At 72.2% G+C, this 19782-nt stretch carries 18 protein-coding genes; 9 read left to right on the top strand and 9 right to left on the bottom strand.

The genetic code is table 11. The features are described from left to right. Positions 1-76: 76 nt before the first annotated feature. Entirely contained in the window at positions 77-1285 is a 1209-nt protein-coding gene (locus tag ACVJ1F_RS11940; RefSeq protein WP_456886437.1) for an alcohol dehydrogenase catalytic domain-containing protein, read from the top strand. Positions 1286-1406: 121 nt separating this feature from the next. Here ACVJ1F_RS11940 and ACVJ1F_RS11935 read toward each other — a convergent pair whose 3' ends face one another. After that, positions 1407-4907 (bottom strand): bifunctional proline dehydrogenase/L-glutamate gamma-semialdehyde dehydrogenase, encoded by a 3501-nt coding sequence (locus ACVJ1F_RS11935; protein ID WP_456886435.1) that lies wholly within the window; start codon positions 4905-4907, stop codon positions 1407-1409. Between the two features lie 205 nt (positions 4908-5112). Here ACVJ1F_RS11935 and ACVJ1F_RS11930 point away from each other — a divergent pair, with 205 nt between their 5' ends. Together ACVJ1F_RS11930 and ACVJ1F_RS11925 are read left to right on the top strand one after the other, a co-directional pair. After that, positions 5113-6162 carry an ATP-binding cassette domain-containing protein gene (locus tag ACVJ1F_RS11930; protein WP_456886433.1) on the top strand — a complete coding sequence of 350 codons (1050 nt, stop codon included), beginning with the start codon at positions 5113-5115 and terminating at the stop codon, positions 6160-6162. Beyond that, positions 6159-7013, top strand: coding sequence for an ABC transporter permease (locus ACVJ1F_RS11925; protein WP_123571703.1), 855 nt, complete (start codon positions 6159-6161; stop codon positions 7011-7013). The genes ACVJ1F_RS11930 and ACVJ1F_RS11925 overlap by 4 nt, the downstream gene beginning before the upstream one ends. Before the next feature lie 60 nt (positions 7014-7073). On the opposite strand, the gene ACVJ1F_RS11920 is transcribed toward ACVJ1F_RS11925, so the two are convergent. Then, complete coding sequence (locus ACVJ1F_RS11920) at positions 7074-7766, bottom strand: TetR/AcrR family transcriptional regulator (protein WP_456886431.1); 693 nt, start codon at positions 7764-7766, stop codon at positions 7074-7076. Between the two features lie 86 nt (positions 7767-7852). Here ACVJ1F_RS11920 and ACVJ1F_RS11915 point away from each other — a divergent pair, with 86 nt between their 5' ends. Next, on the top strand, positions 7853-9100 hold the full coding sequence (locus ACVJ1F_RS11915; RefSeq protein ID WP_456886429.1) for an MFS transporter: 1248 nt from the start codon (positions 7853-7855) through the stop codon (positions 9098-9100). Here the strand turns inward: ACVJ1F_RS11915 and ACVJ1F_RS11910 are convergent. From ACVJ1F_RS11910 to ACVJ1F_RS11895, 4 genes are all read right to left on the bottom strand, one after another. Beyond that, a complete protein-coding gene (locus ACVJ1F_RS11910; protein ID WP_043597179.1) occupies positions 9093-9329 on the bottom strand; it encodes a hypothetical protein in 237 nt (78 codons plus the stop codon). The two genes, ACVJ1F_RS11915 and ACVJ1F_RS11910, sit on opposite strands and share 8 nt — an antisense overlap. A 49-nt stretch (positions 9330-9378) precedes the next feature. Continuing rightward, a complete protein-coding gene (locus ACVJ1F_RS11905; protein ID WP_456886426.1) occupies positions 9379-9588 on the bottom strand; it encodes a DUF2945 domain-containing protein in 210 nt (69 codons plus the stop codon). A 147-nt stretch (positions 9589-9735) separates the two neighbouring features. Then, entirely contained in the window at positions 9736-10500 is a 765-nt protein-coding gene (locus ACVJ1F_RS11900; protein WP_456886424.1) for an SDR family oxidoreductase, read from the bottom strand. Between the two features lie 59 nt (positions 10501-10559). Then, positions 10560-11285 carry a LysR substrate-binding domain-containing protein gene (locus ACVJ1F_RS11895; RefSeq protein ID WP_456886422.1) on the bottom strand — a complete coding sequence of 242 codons (726 nt, stop codon included), beginning with the start codon at positions 11283-11285 and terminating at the stop codon, positions 10560-10562. A gap of 33 nt (positions 11286-11318) precedes the next feature. On the opposite strand from ACVJ1F_RS11895, the gene ACVJ1F_RS11890 reads away from it, so the two are divergent. The 3 genes from ACVJ1F_RS11890 to ACVJ1F_RS11880 all read left to right on the top strand — a co-directional run bounded on the left by ACVJ1F_RS11890 (position 11319) and on the right by ACVJ1F_RS11880 (position 13861). Further along, a complete protein-coding gene (locus ACVJ1F_RS11890) occupies positions 11319-11756 on the top strand; it encodes a DUF5997 family protein (protein WP_123571708.1) in 438 nt (145 codons plus the stop codon). Positions 11757-11783: 27 nt separating this feature from the next. After that, complete coding sequence (gene ypfJ, locus ACVJ1F_RS11885; RefSeq protein ID WP_192122889.1) at positions 11784-12686, top strand: KPN_02809 family neutral zinc metallopeptidase; 903 nt, start codon at positions 11784-11786, stop codon at positions 12684-12686. A 167-nt stretch (positions 12687-12853) separates the two neighbouring features. Next, a complete protein-coding gene (locus tag ACVJ1F_RS11880) occupies positions 12854-13861 on the top strand; it encodes an NADP-dependent oxidoreductase (protein WP_456886420.1) in 1008 nt (335 codons plus the stop codon). Between the two features lie 68 nt (positions 13862-13929). Here ACVJ1F_RS11880 and ACVJ1F_RS11875 read toward each other — a convergent pair whose 3' ends face one another. Continuing rightward, complete coding sequence (locus tag ACVJ1F_RS11875; RefSeq protein ID WP_456886418.1) at positions 13930-14853, bottom strand: carbohydrate kinase family protein; 924 nt, start codon at positions 14851-14853, stop codon at positions 13930-13932. A gap of 82 nt (positions 14854-14935) precedes the next feature. Between ACVJ1F_RS11875 and ACVJ1F_RS11870 the strand changes: the two genes are divergently transcribed. Beyond that, positions 14936-15877 (top strand): ROK family protein, encoded by a 942-nt coding sequence (locus ACVJ1F_RS11870; RefSeq protein WP_456886416.1) that lies wholly within the window; start codon positions 14936-14938, stop codon positions 15875-15877. Positions 15878-16048: 171 nt separating this feature from the next. Then, a complete protein-coding gene (locus tag ACVJ1F_RS11865; RefSeq protein WP_056043170.1) occupies positions 16049-17092 on the top strand; it encodes an NAD(P)-dependent alcohol dehydrogenase in 1044 nt (347 codons plus the stop codon). Between the two features lie 87 nt (positions 17093-17179). Here ACVJ1F_RS11865 and ACVJ1F_RS11860 read toward each other — a convergent pair whose 3' ends face one another. Both ACVJ1F_RS11860 and ACVJ1F_RS11855 read right to left on the bottom strand, forming a co-directional pair. Next, positions 17180-17761, bottom strand: coding sequence for a MarR family winged helix-turn-helix transcriptional regulator (locus ACVJ1F_RS11860; protein ID WP_173153175.1), 582 nt, complete (start codon positions 17759-17761; stop codon positions 17180-17182). Beyond that, complete coding sequence (locus ACVJ1F_RS11855; protein WP_456886413.1) at positions 17742-19649, bottom strand: MDR family MFS transporter; 1908 nt, start codon at positions 19647-19649, stop codon at positions 17742-17744. The genes ACVJ1F_RS11860 and ACVJ1F_RS11855 overlap by 20 nt, the downstream gene beginning before the upstream one ends. Positions 19650-19782 lie beyond the last annotated feature (133 nt).

Here is a 19782-nt window from a genome sequence, read left to right as displayed (position 1 = left end):
TCCGGCATCGTGCCGCCTACCGTCGCACGGGTACGGGGCAGCTCCGGTGCCCAGGGCTCAACGGAAGGACCATCCCATGAAGGCAGTCGTCTGGCACGGCATCGGCGACATCCGACTCGACGAGGTCGCCGACCCCACGGTCGTCGACCCGACCGATGCGGTCGTCCGCATCACCCGGAGCGCGATCTGCGGCACCGACCTGCACTTCGTGCGCGGCACGATGGCGCCCATGGCCGAGGGCACGATCCTCGGTCACGAGGCGGTGGGCGTCGTCACCGCGGTCGGCGACGACGTGCGCGGCTTCAGTGCCGGTGACCGGGTCGTCATCAACTCGACGGTGTCGTGTGGCACCTGCCGTTACTGCCGCCGGGGCCAGACCGCTCAATGCGACGTGGCGAACCCCAACGGCCCCGACGCCGGCACCTGCTTCTTCGGCGGCCCGGCCTCGACCGGCCCGGTGAACGGCCTGCAGGCCGAGCAGGTGCGCGTCCCGTTCGCGCAGAACACCATGCACCGCCTGCCCGACACGGTCAGCGACGAGCAGGCCATCCTGTTGAGCGACATCTTCCCCACCGGCTGGTTCGGCGCCGAACTCGCCGGGGTCACCCGCGGCGACGTGGTCGCCGTCTTCGGTGCGGGGGTGGTGGGCCAGTTCGCGATCGCCTCGGCCTTCAAGCAGGGCGCGAGCCGCGTGATCGTGGTCGACCGCGAGGAGACCCGCCTGGCGCAGGCGCTCGCCCAGAACGCCGAGATCGTGAACTTCGACGAGGAGGACCCGGTCGAGACCATCAAGCGCCTCACCGGTGGCGCCGGTGTGGACGCCGTCATCGACGCGGTCGGCGTGGACGCACAGCACGCGAGCCACGGTCCCGCCGCCCCTGACGCCGACACGGCCGCCGAGTTCGCCGCCGAGGTCGAGCAGGTCGCCCCCGACGCGAACCCGCAGGGCGACCAGTGGGTGCCCGGCAACGCGCCGACCCAGGCCCTGCGCTGGGCCGTCGAGGTCGTGGCGAAGTACGGCCGCATCGGAGTCATCGGCGTCTACTCGCCGACCGTGACGTCGTTCCCCTTCGGTGAGGCGATGCTGAAGAACCTCACCATCCGCATGGGCAACTGCGACCACCACTCGGTGACCCCGCCGCTGATCGACCTGGTCGCGTCCGGCCAGTTCGACCCCACGGCGTTCATCACCGAGCACGAGGGCATCGGCTCGGCCATCGAGGCCTACGAGGCGTTCGACCGCCGGGAGCCCGGCTGGACCAAGGTCGAGGTCGTCCCCGGCTAGGGCCTCGGGCCGGCGGTTCCCGTCGCTCCCGGCGGGCCGTCGCCGGACCACCGTGGACGACACGAACCCGCCGGTTCCCGAAGGGTCCGGCGGGTTCGGGCGTCTGCGTGCGCCGGCGGGGTCAGATGACCGAGGCGCTCCAGTCGTCGGGGTTGCCGAAGCGGTGGGCCGTGATGGCGACGGCCTGCTCGCGCAGGAACGGCAGCAATTCGAGGCGGCCGGTCGGCGTGACCGGGGCCGCGAACACGGCCACCGCCGGGTCGCCGCCCAGGGCGTCCGCCAGGGCCGAGGAGGCGCGGGTCGCGTCACCGGCGCCGGTCACCAACCGCACGCGCTCGGTCGACAGGCGACCCGCACGCACCCGGTCGTGCCACGTGGCGTCGTCCTCGTGCACGACGTCGGATGCCGCGAGGCCGAGCGCACGGACGAGGGCGCCGGGCAGCTCGACCGACGACGACACCGTGAGCGGCGCGCCCGAGCGCCGTCCGGCGAGCAACACGCGGACCACGTCGGCCGGGGCCGCGCCGTCGGCGGCGCGGATCGTCACGGGCAGGGGACGGTAGCGCAGCAGGTCGCGCTCGAGGCCGAGGTCGCTGACGTCACGGGCGACGCCGAACTCGGCGGCCCAGAAGTGCTCGTCGCTGGCGGCGGCGGCCCGCAGGTCGTCGGAGGCCGACGCACCCGACGCCCCGAGCAGGGGCGACGCGGCCTCGAGGGCGGCCAGGGCCTCGCGACCCGGGCGCGCCTCCTGCGGTTCGGTCAGCGTCGTCGGCTGCCAGGACCCCAGGTGCACGAGGTAGTTCGGCCCGCCCGCCTTGGCGCCGGCACCGACCGACGACTTCTTCCAGCCGCCGAACGGCTGGCGACGCACGATCGCCCCGGTGATGCCGCGGTTGACGTAGAGGTTGCCCGCCTCGACGCGGTCGAGCCAGGTCGACAGCTCGGCGGGGTCGAGGGTGTGCAGACCCGCGGTCAGGCCGTAGTCGGTCGCGTTCTGCAGTTCGATCGCCTCGTCGAGCGTCTTCGCGGTCATGACGCCGAGCACCGGTCCGAAGTACTCGGTGAGGTGGAACTCGCTGCCCGCGGCGACGCAGGCGCGCACGCCGGGCGACCAGAGGCGCCCGGCGTCGTCGAGTCGCTTCGGCTCGACGAGCCAGGTCTCTCCCGCGCCGAGCGTGGTGAGCGCACGTTCGAGCTTGCCGTGGGCCGGCTCGACGATCGGGCCCATCTGCGTGGTGGGGTCGGAGGGCAGTCCGACGCGCATGGTCGACGCCGCGTCGACGAGCTGACGGCGGAAGCGGTCGGAGGTGGCGACCGAGCCGACCAGGATCACCAGGCTCGCCGCCGAGCACTTCTGACCCGCGTGGCCGAAGGCCGACTTGATGACGTCGGACGCGGCCAGGTCGAGGTCGGCACTGGGGGTGACGATGATGGCGTTCTTGCCGCTCGTCTCGGCGAGCAGGGGCAGGTCGGTGCGCCAGCTGGTGAACAGCGCGGCCGTCTCGAAGGCGCCGGTGAGGATCACGCGGTCGACCGACGGGTGCGACACCAGGTGACGACCGAGGTCGCCCTCGTCGACGTCGACCAGCTTCAGCACCTCGCGGGGCACGCCGGCGTCCCAGAGCGCCTGGACCATGACGGCCCCGCTGCGCTTGGCCTGGCCCGCCGGCTTGACGACGACGCTGCTGCCCGCGGCGAGCGCGGCGAGGGTCGAGCCGGCCGGGATCGCCAGGGGGAAGTTCCAGGGCGGCGTGACGAGGGTGAGTCGCTCGGGGACGAACGTCGCACCGTCGACCCGGTCGAGTTCTTCGGCGAGGTGGGCGTACCAGTTGGCGAAGTCGATGGCCTCGCTGACCTCGACGTCGCCCTCGGCGACCGTCTTGCCTGTCTCGCTCGCGGCGACCTCCATCAGGTCGGCGCGGCGGGCCGACAGCGTGGCCGCGGCCTCGCGCAGGATCGCGGCACGACCCGCGCCTCCGCGGGCAGACCAGGCGGCGGAGGCGGCGACGGCCTCGGCGACGATCGCGTCGAGCGTGGCCTCGTCGGTCACCCGGGCGGACTCGATCAGCTCGACGCCGAGGCGCGAGTCGGCCGAGCGGGCGGCGATCTCACGACCCCAGGCGCGGTTGTCGGCCAGGGCGGGGTCGGTGTCGGGCTCGTTGTCGAAGCCGCTGCCGGCCGCGCGGGGCTGCAACGCCTGGGCCGCGTCGAGGCGGCTCTGCACGCGGTGCGGTGCCGGGGTGTCTCCGTCGACCTCGGCGAGCGAGGCGAGGAACCGGCCCTTCTCGCGCTCGAACATGGCCTCGTTCGAGGCGAGTTCGAACACGGCGGACATGAAGTTCTCGCTCGACGCGTTCTCCTCGAGGCGGCGGATCAGGTAGCTGATGGCGACGTCGAACTCGCGGGGGTGCACGACGGGCGTGTAGAGCAACAGCCCGCCGACGTCGGCCTTGACCAGCTCGGCCTGCCCCTCGGCCATGCCCAGCAGCATCTCGAACTCGACCCGGTCGCTCACGCCACGGGCCTCGGCCAGAAGATGGGCGAAGGCGATGTCGAAGAGGTTGTGGCCGGCGACGCCGACGCGGACGGCACGGGTGCGTCCGGGGGTGAAGGCCCAGGTGAGGACGCGCTTGTAGTTGGTGTCGCTGTCCTGCTTGGTGCCGTAGGTGGCGAGCGGCCACTCGTGCACCGTGGCGTCCACGGTCTCCATCGCGAGGTTCGCGCCCTTGACGATGCGCACCTTGATCGCGGCCCCGCCGGCGTCGACCCGCTCGGTCGCCCAGGCGGTGAGGTGCTGCAGGGCGCCGAGGGCGTCGGGCAGGTAGGTCTGCAGGACGATGCCGGCCTCGAGGCCCTTCAGCTGCGGCTGGTCGAGGAGGCGCGTGAAGACCGCGATCGTCAGGTCGAGGTCGCGGTACTCCTCCATGTCGAGGTTGATGAACTTCGGCTTCGGCGACCGGGCGGCGAGTTCGTACAACGGGGTGAGCTTCTCGACGACGCGCTCGACGGTCTCGTCGAAGGCCCACATCGAGAGCTGGCTGACGATGGACGAGACCTTGATCGACACGTAGTCGACGTCGTCGCGGGCGAGCAGCGCCCGGGTGCCGGCGAGGCGGTGCTCGGCCTCGGCGTCGCCCAGGACGGCCTCGCCGAGCAGGTTGAGGTTGAGCCGCGTCCTGTCTTTCTTGATGTTCGCGATGGCCGCACCGAGCTTGGCGGGGCGGGCGTCGGCGATGAGGTGGCCGACCATGCCGCGCAGGACGCGACGGGCGATCGGCACGACCACGCCGGGGAGCACGGGTGCCATGACGCCGCCGAGACGCACGGCGGAACGCATGTGCCAGGGCAGGAAGGCCGGTGCCTGCTTCGCCAGGGTCGACAGGTTGCGGGCGGCGACGCCGAGGTCCTCGGGCCGGACGACCCGGTCGACGAAACCGATCGTGAAGGCGAGGCCCGACTCGTCCTTGAGGACCTGGGCGAGCAGGTGGGCCGAACCGGTGCTCGGGGCGCCGGACGCCTCGTGCGCCCAGCGGCGGGCGAGGGCGACGGCGTCGTCGCCGATGCCGACGGGCAGGAGCTGTTCAGCGGTGGACGGCCCCGCCGTCTCGTCGATGGTGGTCATGGGATGAATGTAGGGCGGAACTTGCCACCTGGCAAGGTTTGACACGAGACCGTAACGTGCGCCGCGCCTCCTTCTCCACGAGGGGTCGATGGGCACTGGCGGCGAGGGCCGGACAGCGCTACCTTGGGCGCGTTCAGGCGGTGCCCAGCGGCCGCCAAGACGGACCCGTCTGCGGATGGACGGGCCCCCTGCACCGGGAGCACCCATGGCGATGATCGAGGCCCGCGGCCTCACGAAGACCTACCGGTCGAAGTCCGGCCCGGTCCACGCACTGACCGGCCTCGACCTGATCGTGCCCGAGGGCACCGTCAAGGCGCTGCTCGGGCCGAACGGCGCGGGCAAGACCACGGGCGTCAAGATGCTCACCACCCTCGAACGTCCGGACGCCGGCACGGCCACGATCGCCGGGCTCGACGTCGTCGCCGACGCCCAGGCCGTGCGCCGCTCGATCGGCGTCTCGGGGCAGTACGCCGCGGTCGACGAGAACCTCACCGGATTCGAGAACCTCGACATGATCGGGAGGCTTTACCACCTGGGCAGCCGCGTGAGTCGGGACCGCGCCCGCGAGCTGATCGAGGTCTTCGACATCACCGCCGCGGGCGACCGGCCGGTCAAGGGCTTCTCCGGCGGCATGCGCCGACGGATCGACCTCGCCGGGGCGCTCGTGACCAACCCGCGCGTGCTCTTCCTCGACGAGCCGACGACGGGGCTCGATCCCCGCAGCCGCCTCGCCCTGTGGGACATCATCACCGGGCTGGTCGACGGTGGCACGACGGTGCTGCTGACCACGCAGTACCTCGAGGAGGCCGATCGCCTGGCCGACGACATCTCGGTCATCGACGGTGGCGCCGTCATCGCCGAGGGCACGGCCGACCAGCTCAAGGCCCAGGTCGGCGGCCACCGCCTCGTCGTCGCCCTCGTCGACGAGGCGCGGGGCGACCAGGCGGTCGAGGTGCTCCGGCGGCACGGCGACTCCGAACCGGCCGTCGGGGCCGACGGTCGCCAGCTCGAGGTCGCGGTCACCGACGGCCCGACCGCTCTGCAGCGGACGCTCGCCGACCTCGGGGCGGCCGGCATCGAGCTGCACGACGCCGGCATGCGACGCCCCACCCTCGACGACGTGTTCCTCCAGCTCACCGGCCACCGCGCGGCCGACGACGACGCGGGCGACGACCACGACTCCCCCGACGACGACCCGGCCGGCGGTCGAGGTCGCGGTCGGCGCGGTGCGAAGAAGAGAGAGGCACGGGCATGACCACCACCGGAACCACCTCCGCCCTGGCGCAGACGCTCGTCCCGTCGACCGACACGGGCCTCGGCACCTGGGCCTCGGACGGCTGGACGGTCACCAAGCGCAACCTAATCAAGGTGAAGCGCTCGCCCGACATGCTGATCTTCGCCGTGCTGCAGCCGATCATGTTCGTCCTGCTCTTCAGCCAGGTCTACGGCGGGGCCATCGCGGTCCAGGGCACCGACTACACGCAGTTCCTCATGGCGGGCATCTTCGCGCAGACCGTGGTCTTCGGCTCGACCTTCTCCGGTGCCGCCATGGCCCAAGACCTGAAGGAGGGCATCATCGACCGGTTCCGCACCCTGCCGATGAGCCCGTCGGCCGTGCTGATCGGTCGCACGAACAGCGACCTGGCGCTCAACACGATCTCGATGGTCATCATGATGCTCACCGGTCTCGCCGTCGGCTGGAGGGTGAACGCCTCACCTGCCTCGTTCGTCGGCGGGGTCGCCCTGCTGCTGCTGTTCAGCTACTCGTTCAGCTGGGTGATGGCCCTGCTCGGCATGAGCGTCAAGACGCCCGAGACCATCAACAACGCGTCGTTCATGATCCTGTTCCCGTTGACCTTCGTCTCGAACGCGTTCGTGCCGAGCGACACCCTGCCGACCGTGCTGAGGGTCTTCGCCGAGTGGAACCCGGTGTCGTCGCTCGTGCAGGCCGCCCGCACCTCGTTCGGCAACCTGGGCGCCACCCCGGTGCCCGACATCTGGACGATGCAGCACCCCTACGCGACCGTCCTGCTCGGCATCACCGTGATGCTGGTGGTCTTCGTGCCGCTGTGCATCCGCAAGTTCCAACGCATCAGCGCGAAGTAGCGGACGCCGGACGCCCGTCGCCTGCCGCCGGCCGTCGCCCGTCCGCCGAGGAGGCGCGGGTCAGCCCGCGTGACCGGCCGCCTCGCGCACGGCGGCGTCGAGTTCGCTCGTCGGCACCGCGAGGACGCTCGCGATCACGAGGCGCATCAGGGCCGGGACGTCCACGGCGTCGCGCTCGTACAACCACTGCAACTGCAGACCGTCCTGCACGGCGAGCACGACGCGGGCCGCCGACTCGGCGGTGTAGCCGTCGCGCAACCAGCCGCGGGCCTGGGCGAGCCCGAGGTAGGCCGACGTCGACGAGACGATGCGCTCGTAGTAGTCGGCGTAGTACCGGTGCGCCGGGTGGTCGGGCGAGGTGGCCTCGGCGGACGCCGTGATGAACAGCGAGATGACGACCGGCACGTCGACGTTGTACTCGGCGAGCGCGACGAGCTCGTCGACGCGCATGCCACCGTCGTCGTCGAAGTGGCGTCGCAGTCGTTCGTCACGCCGCCGGAGCACGGCCATCAGCAGTTCGTCCTTGGTCGGGAAGTAGTGCATGAGCGACTGGTGCGAGACGCCGCACCGCCGCGCGATCTCGCGCAGGGTGGCACCGTGGAACCCGACCTTGCCGAAGACCGGCAGGGCCGCGTCGAGGATCGCCTCGCGCTTGGCGATGCCCTTGCGGTATCGGCCGGGTTCGCGCACCGCGGCGACCGGCGGGACGTCGGTGACGTCGGCGCGGGTCGTGTCGGGCTCGGGGGCGTCCATCGGGGTCAGCCTAGGTCGTCCCCACGCGGATGACGACGCCGCGGGACGCGGCGTCCGCACACGGTGCGTCGGCATAGAGTTCAGCGGTGCCGTGGTCGCTGCTGAGAACGCCTGCCTTCCGGGCCCTCTGGGTCGGGCGCCTGTTCTCGTGGGTGGGCAGCGGCTTCGCGCCCCTGGCCATCGTCTTCGCGGCGATCGACCTGGGGGCCGACGCCGTCGACCTCGGGCTCGTGGTCGTCGCCCGGTCGGTGCCCAACATCGCCCTGGTCCTGGTCGGCGGGGCCCTCGCGGACCGCTTCTCGAAACGCACCGTCGCGATCGCCTCGTCGGGGCTGTCGGCGGCGTCGCTCGTCGTCGCGGCCACCCTGATGCTGACGCAGACCGAGACGTTGCCCACCCTCGCGGCGGTGGGCGCGGTGAACGGCGCCGCGGCCGCCTTCTTCGGCCCCGCCACGAGCGCGCTGCTGCGCGAGACCGTCCCCGACGACCGGCTCCGGGACGCGACGGTGCTCAGCCGCGTCGGCATGAACGTCGGGTTGGTGATCGGCACGGCGGTGGGCGGGGCCGTGGTGGCGACCGCCGGGTCGGGCGTCGCCCTGGCCGTCGGCGCGGTCGTCTTCGTGGTCGCGGCGGCCGTCTTCGTCTGGTTGCCCCGGGACGGCGCCCGCGCCTCCGGAGGGACTTCGGTGCTCGAGGACCTCGGCAGCGGACTCGGCTTCGTCTGGCGCACGCGCTGGCTCGTCTCGACCGCGGCGCTCGCGTTCACGTTCCAGTTCGCCTTCGCGGGCGGGGTCCAGGTGGTCGGTCCGCTCGTGGCCGACCAGTCGTTCGGACGTCTGCTCTGGGGTTTCGCGGGTGCCCTGCAGACCCTCGGCCTGATCGTCGGGGCGTACTGGGCCGGGGCCCTCCGCGGGCGGCTCCGGTTGTGGGCCGCCTGCCTCGGCGCCGCGGCGCTGGCCCTGCCGCTCGTGCTGCTGTCGTTCGCCTACGGCACCGACCCGGTGGTCTTCGACCCGCTGCACTGGTTCTTCTGGATCAGCCTCGGCCTCTTCGCCGCCAGCGTCGGGCTCGAGGTCTTCACGGTGCCGCTGGACGTGGTCGTCCAGCGGCAGGTGCCGGGGGCCTACCTGGGGCGCGTCTTCTCGTGCCTGACACTGGCGTCGTTGGCGGGCGTGCCCGTCGGCGAGGTGGTGGTCGGACCGCTCACCCAGGTGATCGGCACCCCGGCCACCCTCGCCGCCCTGGCCGGCCTCGTGGTCGCCGTCGCGGTGGCCGTGGCGCTGAGCTCACGGGTGCGACGGATCGACGCCGGCCAGGGGGCGCGGGTCAGCTGAAGTCGCCGCGCTCGATCGCCTCGGCGTACTTGCGGACGTCCGGGCCGGGCTCGTAGTCGATGAAGCGGTCCTTGACGGCGTCGTTGATCGCCTTGAAGGACTCCTCCCACGACTCGCCCGAGTGGGCTGCGGCCGCGTCGCGGACGGCGTCGCGCAGCACGTTGTCTGCGTCGGTCAGGATCTTGTCACGCGCTTCGTCGTTCCAGCGCACGTCGTTCAGGTCGGCCATGGTGTTCTCCTCGTGGGGTGGGGCGGTGGTGGGTGGGGTGCGGCTGGTGCTACTTCTTCTTCGGGCTCAACGACGAACCCTTGTGGGCGGCCTTGGCCCCGCTCTTGTCACTCTCGACGACGAAGTAGGGCTCGTCGTCCGAGGCCTTGAACTTCTGCCCGTCGAGCTGGAACTCCTTGACGCGCTTCTTCACGACCGTGCCGTGGGTCTCGCCCTGGGGGGTGTTCCAGGTGACGTGATCTCCCTTGCTGAACGACATCGCGCCTCCTTGGTGTGTCGATCCGTCCGTCGGCGTCCGGTGCCGCGCGGTGGTGGCGTGGACGGTACCCCGCCCGTGCCGACCCGTCACCCAGCGACGCGGGGTACAGGGCGCGGCGATCCGTGGTCGGGCGGCGGGCCGGGCCGGTCAGACCGAGAAGCCGCCGTCGGCCTTGATCAGCTGGCCCGAGATCCAGCGTCCCTCGGGAGACAGGAGGAAGCGCACGACCCGACCGAGGTCGGCGGGCGTGCCGAGACGGCCGGTCGGTTGCCGCTCGGTGCCGCTCGCGCGGATCTCGTCGTCCATCCAGCCCGTGTCGATCGGCCCGGGGTTCAGGGCGTTCGACGAGACGCCCAGGTGCCCGAGTTCCCGGGCGGCCGCGATGACGAGCCGGTCGAGGGCGCCCTTGCTCGAGCCGTAGGGCAGGTTGTGCACGACGTGGTCACTCGTCAGGGCGACGATCCGGGCACCGTCGTCGAGCAGGTCGACCGGGGGCAGCTGCTCGGCGAACGCCTTGATCGCGAGCCACGCCGCCCGCACGTTGACGGCGTAGTGCGCGTCCCAGCTCTCGAGCGTCGTGTCGAGGATCGACGAGTCCACGCCGTGCGAGTGCGACAGCACGAGCGCCGTCACCGGCCCCAGGTCGTCGTTCACCGCCCCGAGGAGGCGCGCGGGGGTCGCGGGGTCCGCCAGGTCCGCCGGGTACACGGCCACGCGCGCACCCACGGCCTCGAGCTCGGAGACGAGCGAGCCCACGTCGACGGCCGCGAGCCCCCAGGGCATGGCGGCGTCGTAACCATCCCAGGTGGTCAGCGCGAGGTCCCAGCCGTCGGCGGCGAGCTCGTGGGCGATGCCGTTCGCGATCGAGTTCGTGCGGCCGGCACCGGTGAGCAGACAGATCCTCTTCGACATGCGGGTCTCCTTCGACACCCGCTCAGCTTGGCAGACCGGCCGGCCCGTCGGCGAGGGGGTCAGCGCCCTCGGCGCGGTCGGCTGCGACCGGTGCCGCGCTGGGGCCCTCGGCCCTTCGGCGGCGTGCGCTTCGGCTTCGCCCCACGCGGGTCGGGAGCCGACCCCTTGCGGGCCGGGGCCTCCTGCTCGGGCTCGTCGCGCCTCCTCGACCGGGAGCTGCGGGCCGTGCGACCCCGCACGACGCCGATGAAGTCGTCGAGGTCGTCGGTGAGCTCGCCCTCGGGCCAGACCAGCGCGATCGTGGTCGGCGGCAGGTCGGCGACGTAACGGTAGGTGACCTCCTTCCGGGCGTGCAGCCGTGCCAGCGACTGCGGCATGACGGCGACGCCGGCCCCGGTCGCGACGACGGCCACGGCGTCGGCGAGCGACAGGGACGGGTCGAGGTCGTGCCGGTGCTCGTCGGCGAACGCCGCGGCCTCGACCTCGTCCTCGGCGCCGGCCGCGGCGACGGCGTGGTCCTTCGGCACGACGACGACGGCCCGCTCGTCGTAGAGCCGGATGACCGACAACCCCTCGACCTCGATCGGCAGTCGGGCCAGGACCATGTCGACCCGGTCGTCGCCCCGGTCGTCGTCGAGGGCGGGCACCGCGTCGAGGTCGGCGAGCGGCACGAAGGCCAGCGGGGTCTCGGGGCGGCGCTCCTCCCAGAGCCTCGACCACTTCGACAGGGTCACGCCGGGCACGACCCCGATGCGGAACGGGGCGCGGGTCGGCTCGGTCGTCATGGGTCGAGGGTATCGGCCCGGTACCCTGGGCAGATGACCTCCGACGCGCCGTCCGGCAAGCAGCCGCAGACCCTCAAGCCCTTCACGGCCGCCAAGAAGCTCGGCGTGTACCTGCCGGCCACGCCCGCCGAGTTCCAGGCCGCCCCCGTCACGCGCGAGGCCTTCGCCGAGCTCAGCACGAACCCGCCCGAGTGGTTGTCCGACCTGCGCCGCACCGGTCCGCACCCGCGGCCGGTCGTCGCCCAGAAGCTCGGCATCTCGACCTCGGGCCTCGCCCGTGCCGGCGTCGACGACGTCATGACCACCGACGAGATCCACGCCCTGCTCGACGAGATGCCCGACTGGCTGCGCACCGAACGCGGCATCCACGCCGACGTGCGCGAAGAAGAACTGCGCGTCAAGGAGCGCAACGCCGGCCGCGAGGTCCTCCGCAAGGAGCGCGAGGCGAAAGAAGCCGCCGAGGGGCACTGACCCCCGCCCTGCGCTACCGTCGGCGACATGTCCTTCAACGATGACGCGCGCCTCGACGGCAGCAAGGTCAAGCGACGCGGTCGCGGTCGCACGGTGGGTGTCGCCGGCGGCGGCATCGGCATCGTCGGCGTGATCGCCGTCTTCCTCATCAGCCAGGTCACCGGCGTCGACGTCTCGGGGCTGCTCGGCGGCGGCACGGCCGGCGGAGGCGCCCAGCCGGTCAGCGAGGGCGACCTGTCGTCCGAGTGCACCACCGGCGCGCAGGCCAACGACAGCGTCGACTGCCGCATGGTCGGCGCGGCCGACTCGCTCGACGCGTACTGGGCGGCCGAGGCCCCGGCACTCGGCGTCACCGACTACCGCACCCCCGACTTCTTCCTCTTCAGCGGCTCGACCGACACCGGCTGCGGTGGGGCGACGAGCGCCACCGGCCCGTTCTACTGCCCGCCCGACGAGGCCCTCTTCGTCGACACCGACTTCTTCGAGCAGCTCCGGTCGCAGTTCGGCGCCAGCGGCGGCCCCCTCGCGCAGATGTACGTCGTCGGTCACGAGTGGGGCCACCACGTCCAGCAGCTGACCGGGGCCTTCGACCGCGCCGACCGCAGCGACACCGGGCCGGGCTCCGACACCATCCGGCTCGAGGTGCAGGCGGATTGCTACGCCGGGGCGTGGGTCGGCTCGGCGTCGACCATCGCGGACGCCGACGGCACCACGTTCCTCGAGCCCGTCACCGACCAGCAGGTCGCCGACGCGCTCGACGCGGCCGCGGCGGTCGGCGACGACCGCATCCAGTCCGCGAGCGGCGGCCAGGTCGACCCCGACACCTGGACGCACGGCTCGGCCGAGCAGCGTCAGAGGTGGTTCGAGACCGGGCGCAGCCAGGGCGCGACGGCCTGCGACACCTTCTCGGTGCCGACCGACCAGCTCTGACGACGAGGCCGACCCGCGCCTCCGGACGGTCGACGCCGCACCGCGGCACGGTGCGTCCAGGCAACTCGAAGCGCGTCCTCCGGGCGACGGCGGTCCGGAGGGCGCACACTTCACTCACCCTCGCGACGGCACTGGCGCCGCCGCGACGACAGCAGTGGAGGCGCGTCATGGCACGACCGGGCAAGGCCATCGAGTTCGACGGGTACGGAGACGTCTCGCAGCTGCACTTCGTCGAGCAGCCGCTGCCGACGCCCGCCGACGACGAGGTCGTCGTCGAGGTGATCTGCGCCGGCCTCAACCACATCGAGAACTTCATCCGGCAAGGGGACTTCGTCGACCGGCTGCCCCTCGACTTCCCGGCCCGCGAAGGGTCGTGCTTCGCCGGCATCGTCAAGAAGCGCGGGGCCGCGGTGCGCAACCTCTCCGTGGGCGCCGAGGTGATCGGCCACGCGGTGGGCGGCGGCGCGCACGCGACCTACATCGCCGTGCCGGCCAGCGCCGTGGTGCCCAAGCCGCAGCACGTCCCGTGGGAGGTCGCCGGTGGGCTCTACCTCGCCGGGGCCACCGCCTACGACACGGTCCGCAGCCTGCACCTCGGGCCCGACGACGTCGTGGTCATCACGGCCGCGGCGGGCGGCGTCGGCCACATCGAGTGCCAGCTCGCCCTGCAGCTCGGAGCCAAGGTGATCGGCACCTGCAGCCCGGGCAACCACGACTACCTCCGCTCGATCGGGGTCGTGCCCGTCGACTACGGCGAAGGCCTCCGCGAGCGCATCGACAAGGCCGCGGGCACCGACCGCCACGTGACGGCGTTCATCGACAACTTCGGCGGGGACAACCCCGCCCTCAGCACCGACCTCGGCGTGCTGCCGGCGCGCTTCAGCTCGAGCGAGGACCGCCTCGAGCGCGAGATCCGCTTCATCGGCGCCGAGCGCGACGACACCGAACCCGCGATGATCCTCTCGGCCCTCGCGAAGCTCATCGCCGAGAACAAGCTGCGCGTGCTCGTCTCGGGCTTCTACCCGTTCGACTACATCGCCCAGGCGTTCGAGGACCTAGCCGAGCAGCACTCGCGCGGCAAGGTCGTCGTCGGCATGCAACCGGTCGAGACCGGCGCCCGCTCGCACTGGTACCTGTCGGGCAAGGCACGGGCGGTCGCCGAGTCGCTGGGCTGAGCCTCCCGCCCGGCGGGCGAGGCGGGCGGGCAACGCGCAGGAGGCGCGCACCACCGGACCCGCCGACGTCACCGGGGCAGCCGGAGGAGCGCTCCCGGAGCCCTGACCGTCGCCGCCGCCACGTCCATGGCCCGCCCGAGGGCGGCCGCCCAGTCGACCGAACCGGGCCCGCGCCGCTCGGCGAGCAACGAGGCGACGATGGACGCGAAGGTCGCGTCGCCCGCCCCCATCGTGTCGACGACCTCGCCGTCGGCGTCCGAGATGCCGCGGGTGAGCGAGGTGCCCGCCGTGTCGTCGGCCGACGGGGCCAGCACCAGGCCCGCCCCGGCCGAGCCGCGGGTCGCGAGGACTCCCCCGGCGCCCGCCGCGAGCAGCGCCTCCTGCCAGTCGTCGAGCGAGCGGCCGGCGACGAGCTCGGCGTCGTCGTCACCGATCTTGACGAGCAACGTCGACGCGGCCACCCGCTCGAAGCCGGCGGCGAAGTCGGCGATCTGCGCGGCCCCGCCGGGCAGGAACCCGGGGCGGGGGTTCGGGTCGACGACCAGTCGGACCGGGTCGCTGCCGACGATCCGCAGCAGCCGGTCGGTGAGCGCGGCGTCGTCGAACGGGTACGAACTCACGGCGACCACGGGGGCGGCGTCGAGCACGGCCCGCTGCGCGGGCGAGAAGTCGAGACCGCGGGCGACGGCGGCGTCGGTGAAGACGTAGGTCGGCTCGCCGGCCACCCGCAGCGAGACCGCCCGGCCGGTGCCGAGGGGGTTGATCGTCGGGACGAGCTCGACGCCGTGCTGGGCGAGGAACGACCGGATGGCCTCGCCGTCGGCGTCGTCCCCGATCGAGGCGAGCAGGGTCGTGGGCACGCCGAGGCGAGACAGCCCGACGGCGACGTTGAGGCCGGCCCCGCCGACGTGGTCGGTCGAGCCCTCGTCGGTGCGGAGCTCGTCGATGAGGGCGTCGCCGAGCACGGCGACCCGACCGTCGGTGGTGTCCATGGGGGTGCCTTTCGTCAGCGTGCCGGCAGCCACCCTATTCCGGCACGCGGTCGGGCCGCACTCCCCCGCTACGCTGGCCGACGTGACCGATTACGCACTGGCCGTCGACGTGGGCGGAACGAAGGTCGAGGCGGCGCTGGTCGCCTCCGACGGAGCCCTCCTCGACGGAAGTCGCGACCGACGCCCCACCGGTGCCGGGTCGACGTCCGACGAACTCGCCGAGGCGGTCCGCGCGGTCGTGGCGCACGCCCTCGACGCCCTGCCCGACGGTGACGCCCTCGTCGGGGCGGGCATCGGCAGCGCCGGGCCCGTCGACCTCGTTCACGGCACCGTCTCGCCGATCAACCTGCACGCCTGGCGCGGCTATCCGCTGCGGGAGCAGGTCGCGGCCCTGGCGGCGTCGACCCTGCCCGACGCGGCCCCGGTCACCCTGCGGCTCGACGGCGTCAGCCTCGCCCTCGCCGAGCACTGGGTGGGTGCCACGCAGGGGGCGGACAACGCCCTCGCGATCACCGTCTCGACCGGCGTCGGCGGCGGCCTGATCGTCAACGGCCGGCTGCTCTCGGGAGGCACGGGCAACGCCGGTCACATCGGCCAGATCCAGATCGCGGACCGCCCCGCGGGCGAGAGCGCCTGGGCCGCCACGCTCGAGGTCATCGCCTCGGGGCCGAACGTCGTCGCCTGGGCCCGGGAACGAGGCTGGACGGGCGAGCGCGGCGAGGACCTCGCCGCCGGCTACGTCGCCGGGGACGCGATCGCCGTCGCGGCGGTGCGTCGCTCCGCGAACGCCGTGGGCGAGGCGATCTCGTCGGTCACGACCCTCCTCGACCTCGACGTGGTCGCCATCGGCGGCGGCTTCTCGCGCGTCAGCGACGACTACCTCGACCTCGTCCGGGCCGCGGTCCAGGAGGCGCCGGTCAACGAGTACGCCCGTCGCGTCCGGGTCGTCCGCTCCGGGTTGAGCGACGAGAGCCCCTTGGTCGGGGCCGCCGCGCTCGTCTGGCAGGCCGAGCTGCTCGGCTGAGCCGCGCCTCCTCGGGTCGACGACCCGCGCCTCCTCCGGTCCGCCGCTTCTCTGGGAGCCGGTGTCGGAGGTGCCGCCTAGGCTGGGTTGCATCCCACAACGTCGTCGGAATCCGTCGCGCCCGCGGGGCGCGCACCACCACCGCACCACCACTCGCAGAGAGGTCATCTCATGCCCACCACCGTCCCCGTCCTGCTCACGCCGTCCGCCGGCGCCCCCTTCGAGCACTCCACGGTCGAACTGCGCGACGTCGGCCCGAACGACGTCCAGATCGACATCGCGTTCGCCGGAATCTGCCACAGCGACATCCACCAGGCCCGCGAAGAATGGGGCAAGGCCATCTTCCCGATGGTGCCCGGCCACGAGATCGCCGGCATCGTCACCGAGGTCGGCTCCGACGTCACGAAGCACAAGGTCGGCGACCGTGTCGGCATCGGCTGCTTCGTCGACAGCTGCCGCGAGTGCGAGAACTGCCTCGCGGGCGAGCAGCAGTTCTGCGTCAAGGGCAACGTCGCGACCTACAACGGCCGCCAGTACTCGGGCGAGCCCACCTACGGCGGCTACGCCAAGCAGATCGTCGCCGACGAGAACTACGTGCTGTCGATCCCCGAGGGCATCTCGCTCGACGAGGCCGCGCCGCTGCTCTGCGCCGGCATCACGACCTACTCGCCCCTCAAGCACTGGGGTGCCGGTCCCGGCAAGAAGGTCGCCGTCGTCGGCATGGGCGGGCTCGGCCACATGGCCGTCAAGATCGCCCACGCTCTGGGCGCCGAGGTCACCGTCATCAGCCAGACCCTGTCCAAGCAGGAGGACGGCCTGAAGCTCGGTGCCGACCACTACTACGCCTCGAGCGACCCCGAGACGTTCACGCAGCTGCGCAGCTCGTTCGACCTGATCATCAACACGATCTCGGCCGACATGGACATCGACGCCTACGCCCGCACCCTGCGCCTGAACGGCACCATGGTGTTCGTCGGCCTGCCCGAGAACCCGCAGTCGTTCAGCGCCGGCTCGCTGATCGGTGGCCGTCGCAGCCTCGCCGGCTCGAACATCGGCGGCATCCCCGAGACGCAAGAGATGCTGGACTTCTGCGCCGAGCACCACATCGGAGCCGAGATCGAGACGATCGGCGCCGACGAGGTCGACGAGGCCTACGAGCGCGTCGTCGCCAGCAAGGTCCGCTACCGCTTCGTGATCGACACCGCGACCATCTAGCACCCGCCTGCACGCACGAAGGCCCCCTCCCGTCACGGGAGGGGGCCTTCGTCGTCGCGGGGCGGGGCGCTGCCGGACGGCTTGGCGCTACCCGGCGGGGGTGTTGAACCGGCGCAGCCAGCCGGCGAACTCGGCGAGCTCGTCGTCGGACCAGCCCTCGACGTGGTTGCGGAACACGGCGCGGTTCTCGTGGCGCACCTCGAGCATGCGGCTCTCGGCGCGCTCGGTGCTGCGCAGGGTCATGACCCGACCGTCGGCCGCGTCGGGCACCACGTCGACGAACCCGGCCTCGCGCAGCAGGGTGACCTGCCGGCTGACCGCGCTCTTGTCCATCGCCATCGCCTTGACGATGTCACCGGCGCTGCACGGCTGGTGCTTCATCACGTAGCGCAGCACGTAGAAGGCCGTGGGCGGCACGTCCGGGTCGAAGCGCGACGCCGCCGCGGCGATCGTGCGCTTGGCCTCGACCATCATCGAGCCGATCTCGTCGACCACGCCGGCCATGAGGCCCTCGCGGCCGTCGTCGTCGGGACCCGGGAGGTGCGGTGCGGCCTGCCCCGCGGCCTCGAGGAGGTGCGGTGCGGCCTGGTCGGCAGGGTCGCCCCCCGAGGGGCGCGGCGCGTCGAGCACCGCACCCTCGGGCTGGCCGTCAACGGTCGGCTGCGACATCTTTCTCCTCGACCAGGGACGAGAACACCGGGCTCTCGGCCAGTTCGTCGGCGGGCACCGGGTGCCCTGCCACCTCGGCGGCGCCCGTCGCGATGATCGTGTCGATGGTACCGGTGGCGGTCGTCGTGTGGCTGTGGTGACGGCGCTGGCCCTCGGCGGGATCGCGCCCTTCGGCGGGATCGCGTCCTTCGTCGATCGGTGAGACCGGTGCCGGCGTCGACTCCGTGGCCGGAGCGCTCGACACGGCGGGGGCCAGGCCGGCCGTGGCCGCGGCTCCCTTGGCGGCCGGGGACGCGGCGTTCGCGTCGACCGGAGCCGCGCCTCCGTCGTGCTCGACCGAGGCCGAGGCAGCGCCGTCCGCCGGGTCGTCCGTCTTCGCCGCCGCACGCTGGAGGCCGGTCTTGGTGCCGAGCTCGACGTTGGGCAGCAGGCAGACGAACACGATGGTGATGATCGCCAGCGGGGCCGCGATCAGGAACACGTCGGCGACGCCCTGACCGTAGGCCGATTCGATGATGGTCCGGATCGGGCCGGGCACGGTGCTGAGGTCGGGGATGCTCGTCGAGCCGCCGCTGCCGAGCGCGCTGGGGTCGACCCCGGCGTCGGTGAGGCCGTCGGTGATGTAGCCCGAGACCTTGGTGCCGAGGACGGCACCCATGACCGAGACGCCGATCGTGCCGCCGAGGCTGCGGAAGAACGCGACGCTCGACGAGGCGGCACCGACGACGCTGACGTCGACCGAGTTCTGCACGACGAGGACGAGGTTCTGCATGACCATGCCGATGCCGAGCCCCATCATGGCCATGAAGACCGAGACGATGGCGAAGTTCGTGTCGTACTCGATGGTCGACATGAGGAAGAGACCGGCGGCGAGAAGGATCGACCCGACGATCATGTAGGGCTTCCACTTGCCGTACTTCGAGATGAGCGCACCGGCGACCATCGACGAGATCAGCAGGCCGAGCACCATCGGCAGGGTCAGGATGCCGGCCATGGTCGGCGACTGGCCGCGCGCGAGCTGCATGTACTGGCCGAGGAAGACGCTGGTGCCGAACATCGCGACGCCGACGCTGAGCGAGGCGATCACCGCGAAGGTGAAGGTGCGGTTCGTGAAGAGCGTCAGGGGGATGATCGGCTCCTTCGAGCGGAACTCCACGACGACGGCGAGCGCGAGCAGGACGGCCGCGCCGACGCCCATCAGCCAGCTGGTGGTCGAGTTCCAGTCGAACTGCTTGCCGCCGAGCGACACCCAGACGAGCAGCAGCGAGACGCCTCCGGCGATCAGGCCCGCGCCCCAGTAGTCGACGACGACGGCCTTCTTGGGCTTCGGGGGCAGGTGCAGGGTGCGCTGGATGACGATGAGGGCGGCGACGCCGACGGGCACGCCGACGAAGAAGTTCCAGCGCCAGCCGATCGAGTCGGTGAGCACCCCGCCGAGCAGCGGCCCGCCGATGGTGCCGACGCTCATCACGGCGCCGAGGTAGCCCATGTAGCGTCCGCGCTCACGCGGGCTGATGATGTCGCTCATGACGACCTGCACCAGCGCGGTGAGGCCACCGGCGCCGAGCCCCTGGAAGACGCGGAAGGTGATCAGCGTCGCGGTGTTCTGCGAGAAACCCGCGGCGACGGAGGCGAGCACGAACAGCACGAGGGCGACCTGCAGCAGCACCTTGCGGTTCGTCAGGTCGCTGAACTTGCCCCACAGCGGGGTGCTGACGGTGGTGGCCAGCAGGGTCGCGGTGATGACCCAGGTGTACGAGGTCTGGCTGCCGTTGAGGTCGCTGACGATGCGCGGCAGCGAGGTCGACACGACGGTCGACGAGAGGATCGCCACGAGCATGCCCATCAACAGGCCCGACAGGGCCGTGAGGACTTCGCGGTGGCTCATGCCGGGCGCTTCGCCCGGTTCGTGGGGTGCCGCGGGCTTCGTGCCCGCGGCGGTCGTGGTCTGCGACAAGGTGCGCTCCGGTGGTTCGAGATGGTGAGGACTGACCGCCGTTGGCCGGGTCCGTTGGTTGCCG

The sequence above is a fragment of the Frigoribacterium sp. 2355 genome (assembly GCF_054060695.1).
The sequence above is the reverse complement of the archived record's forward strand: the minus strand, read 5'-3'. Positions and strand labels throughout refer to the sequence as shown.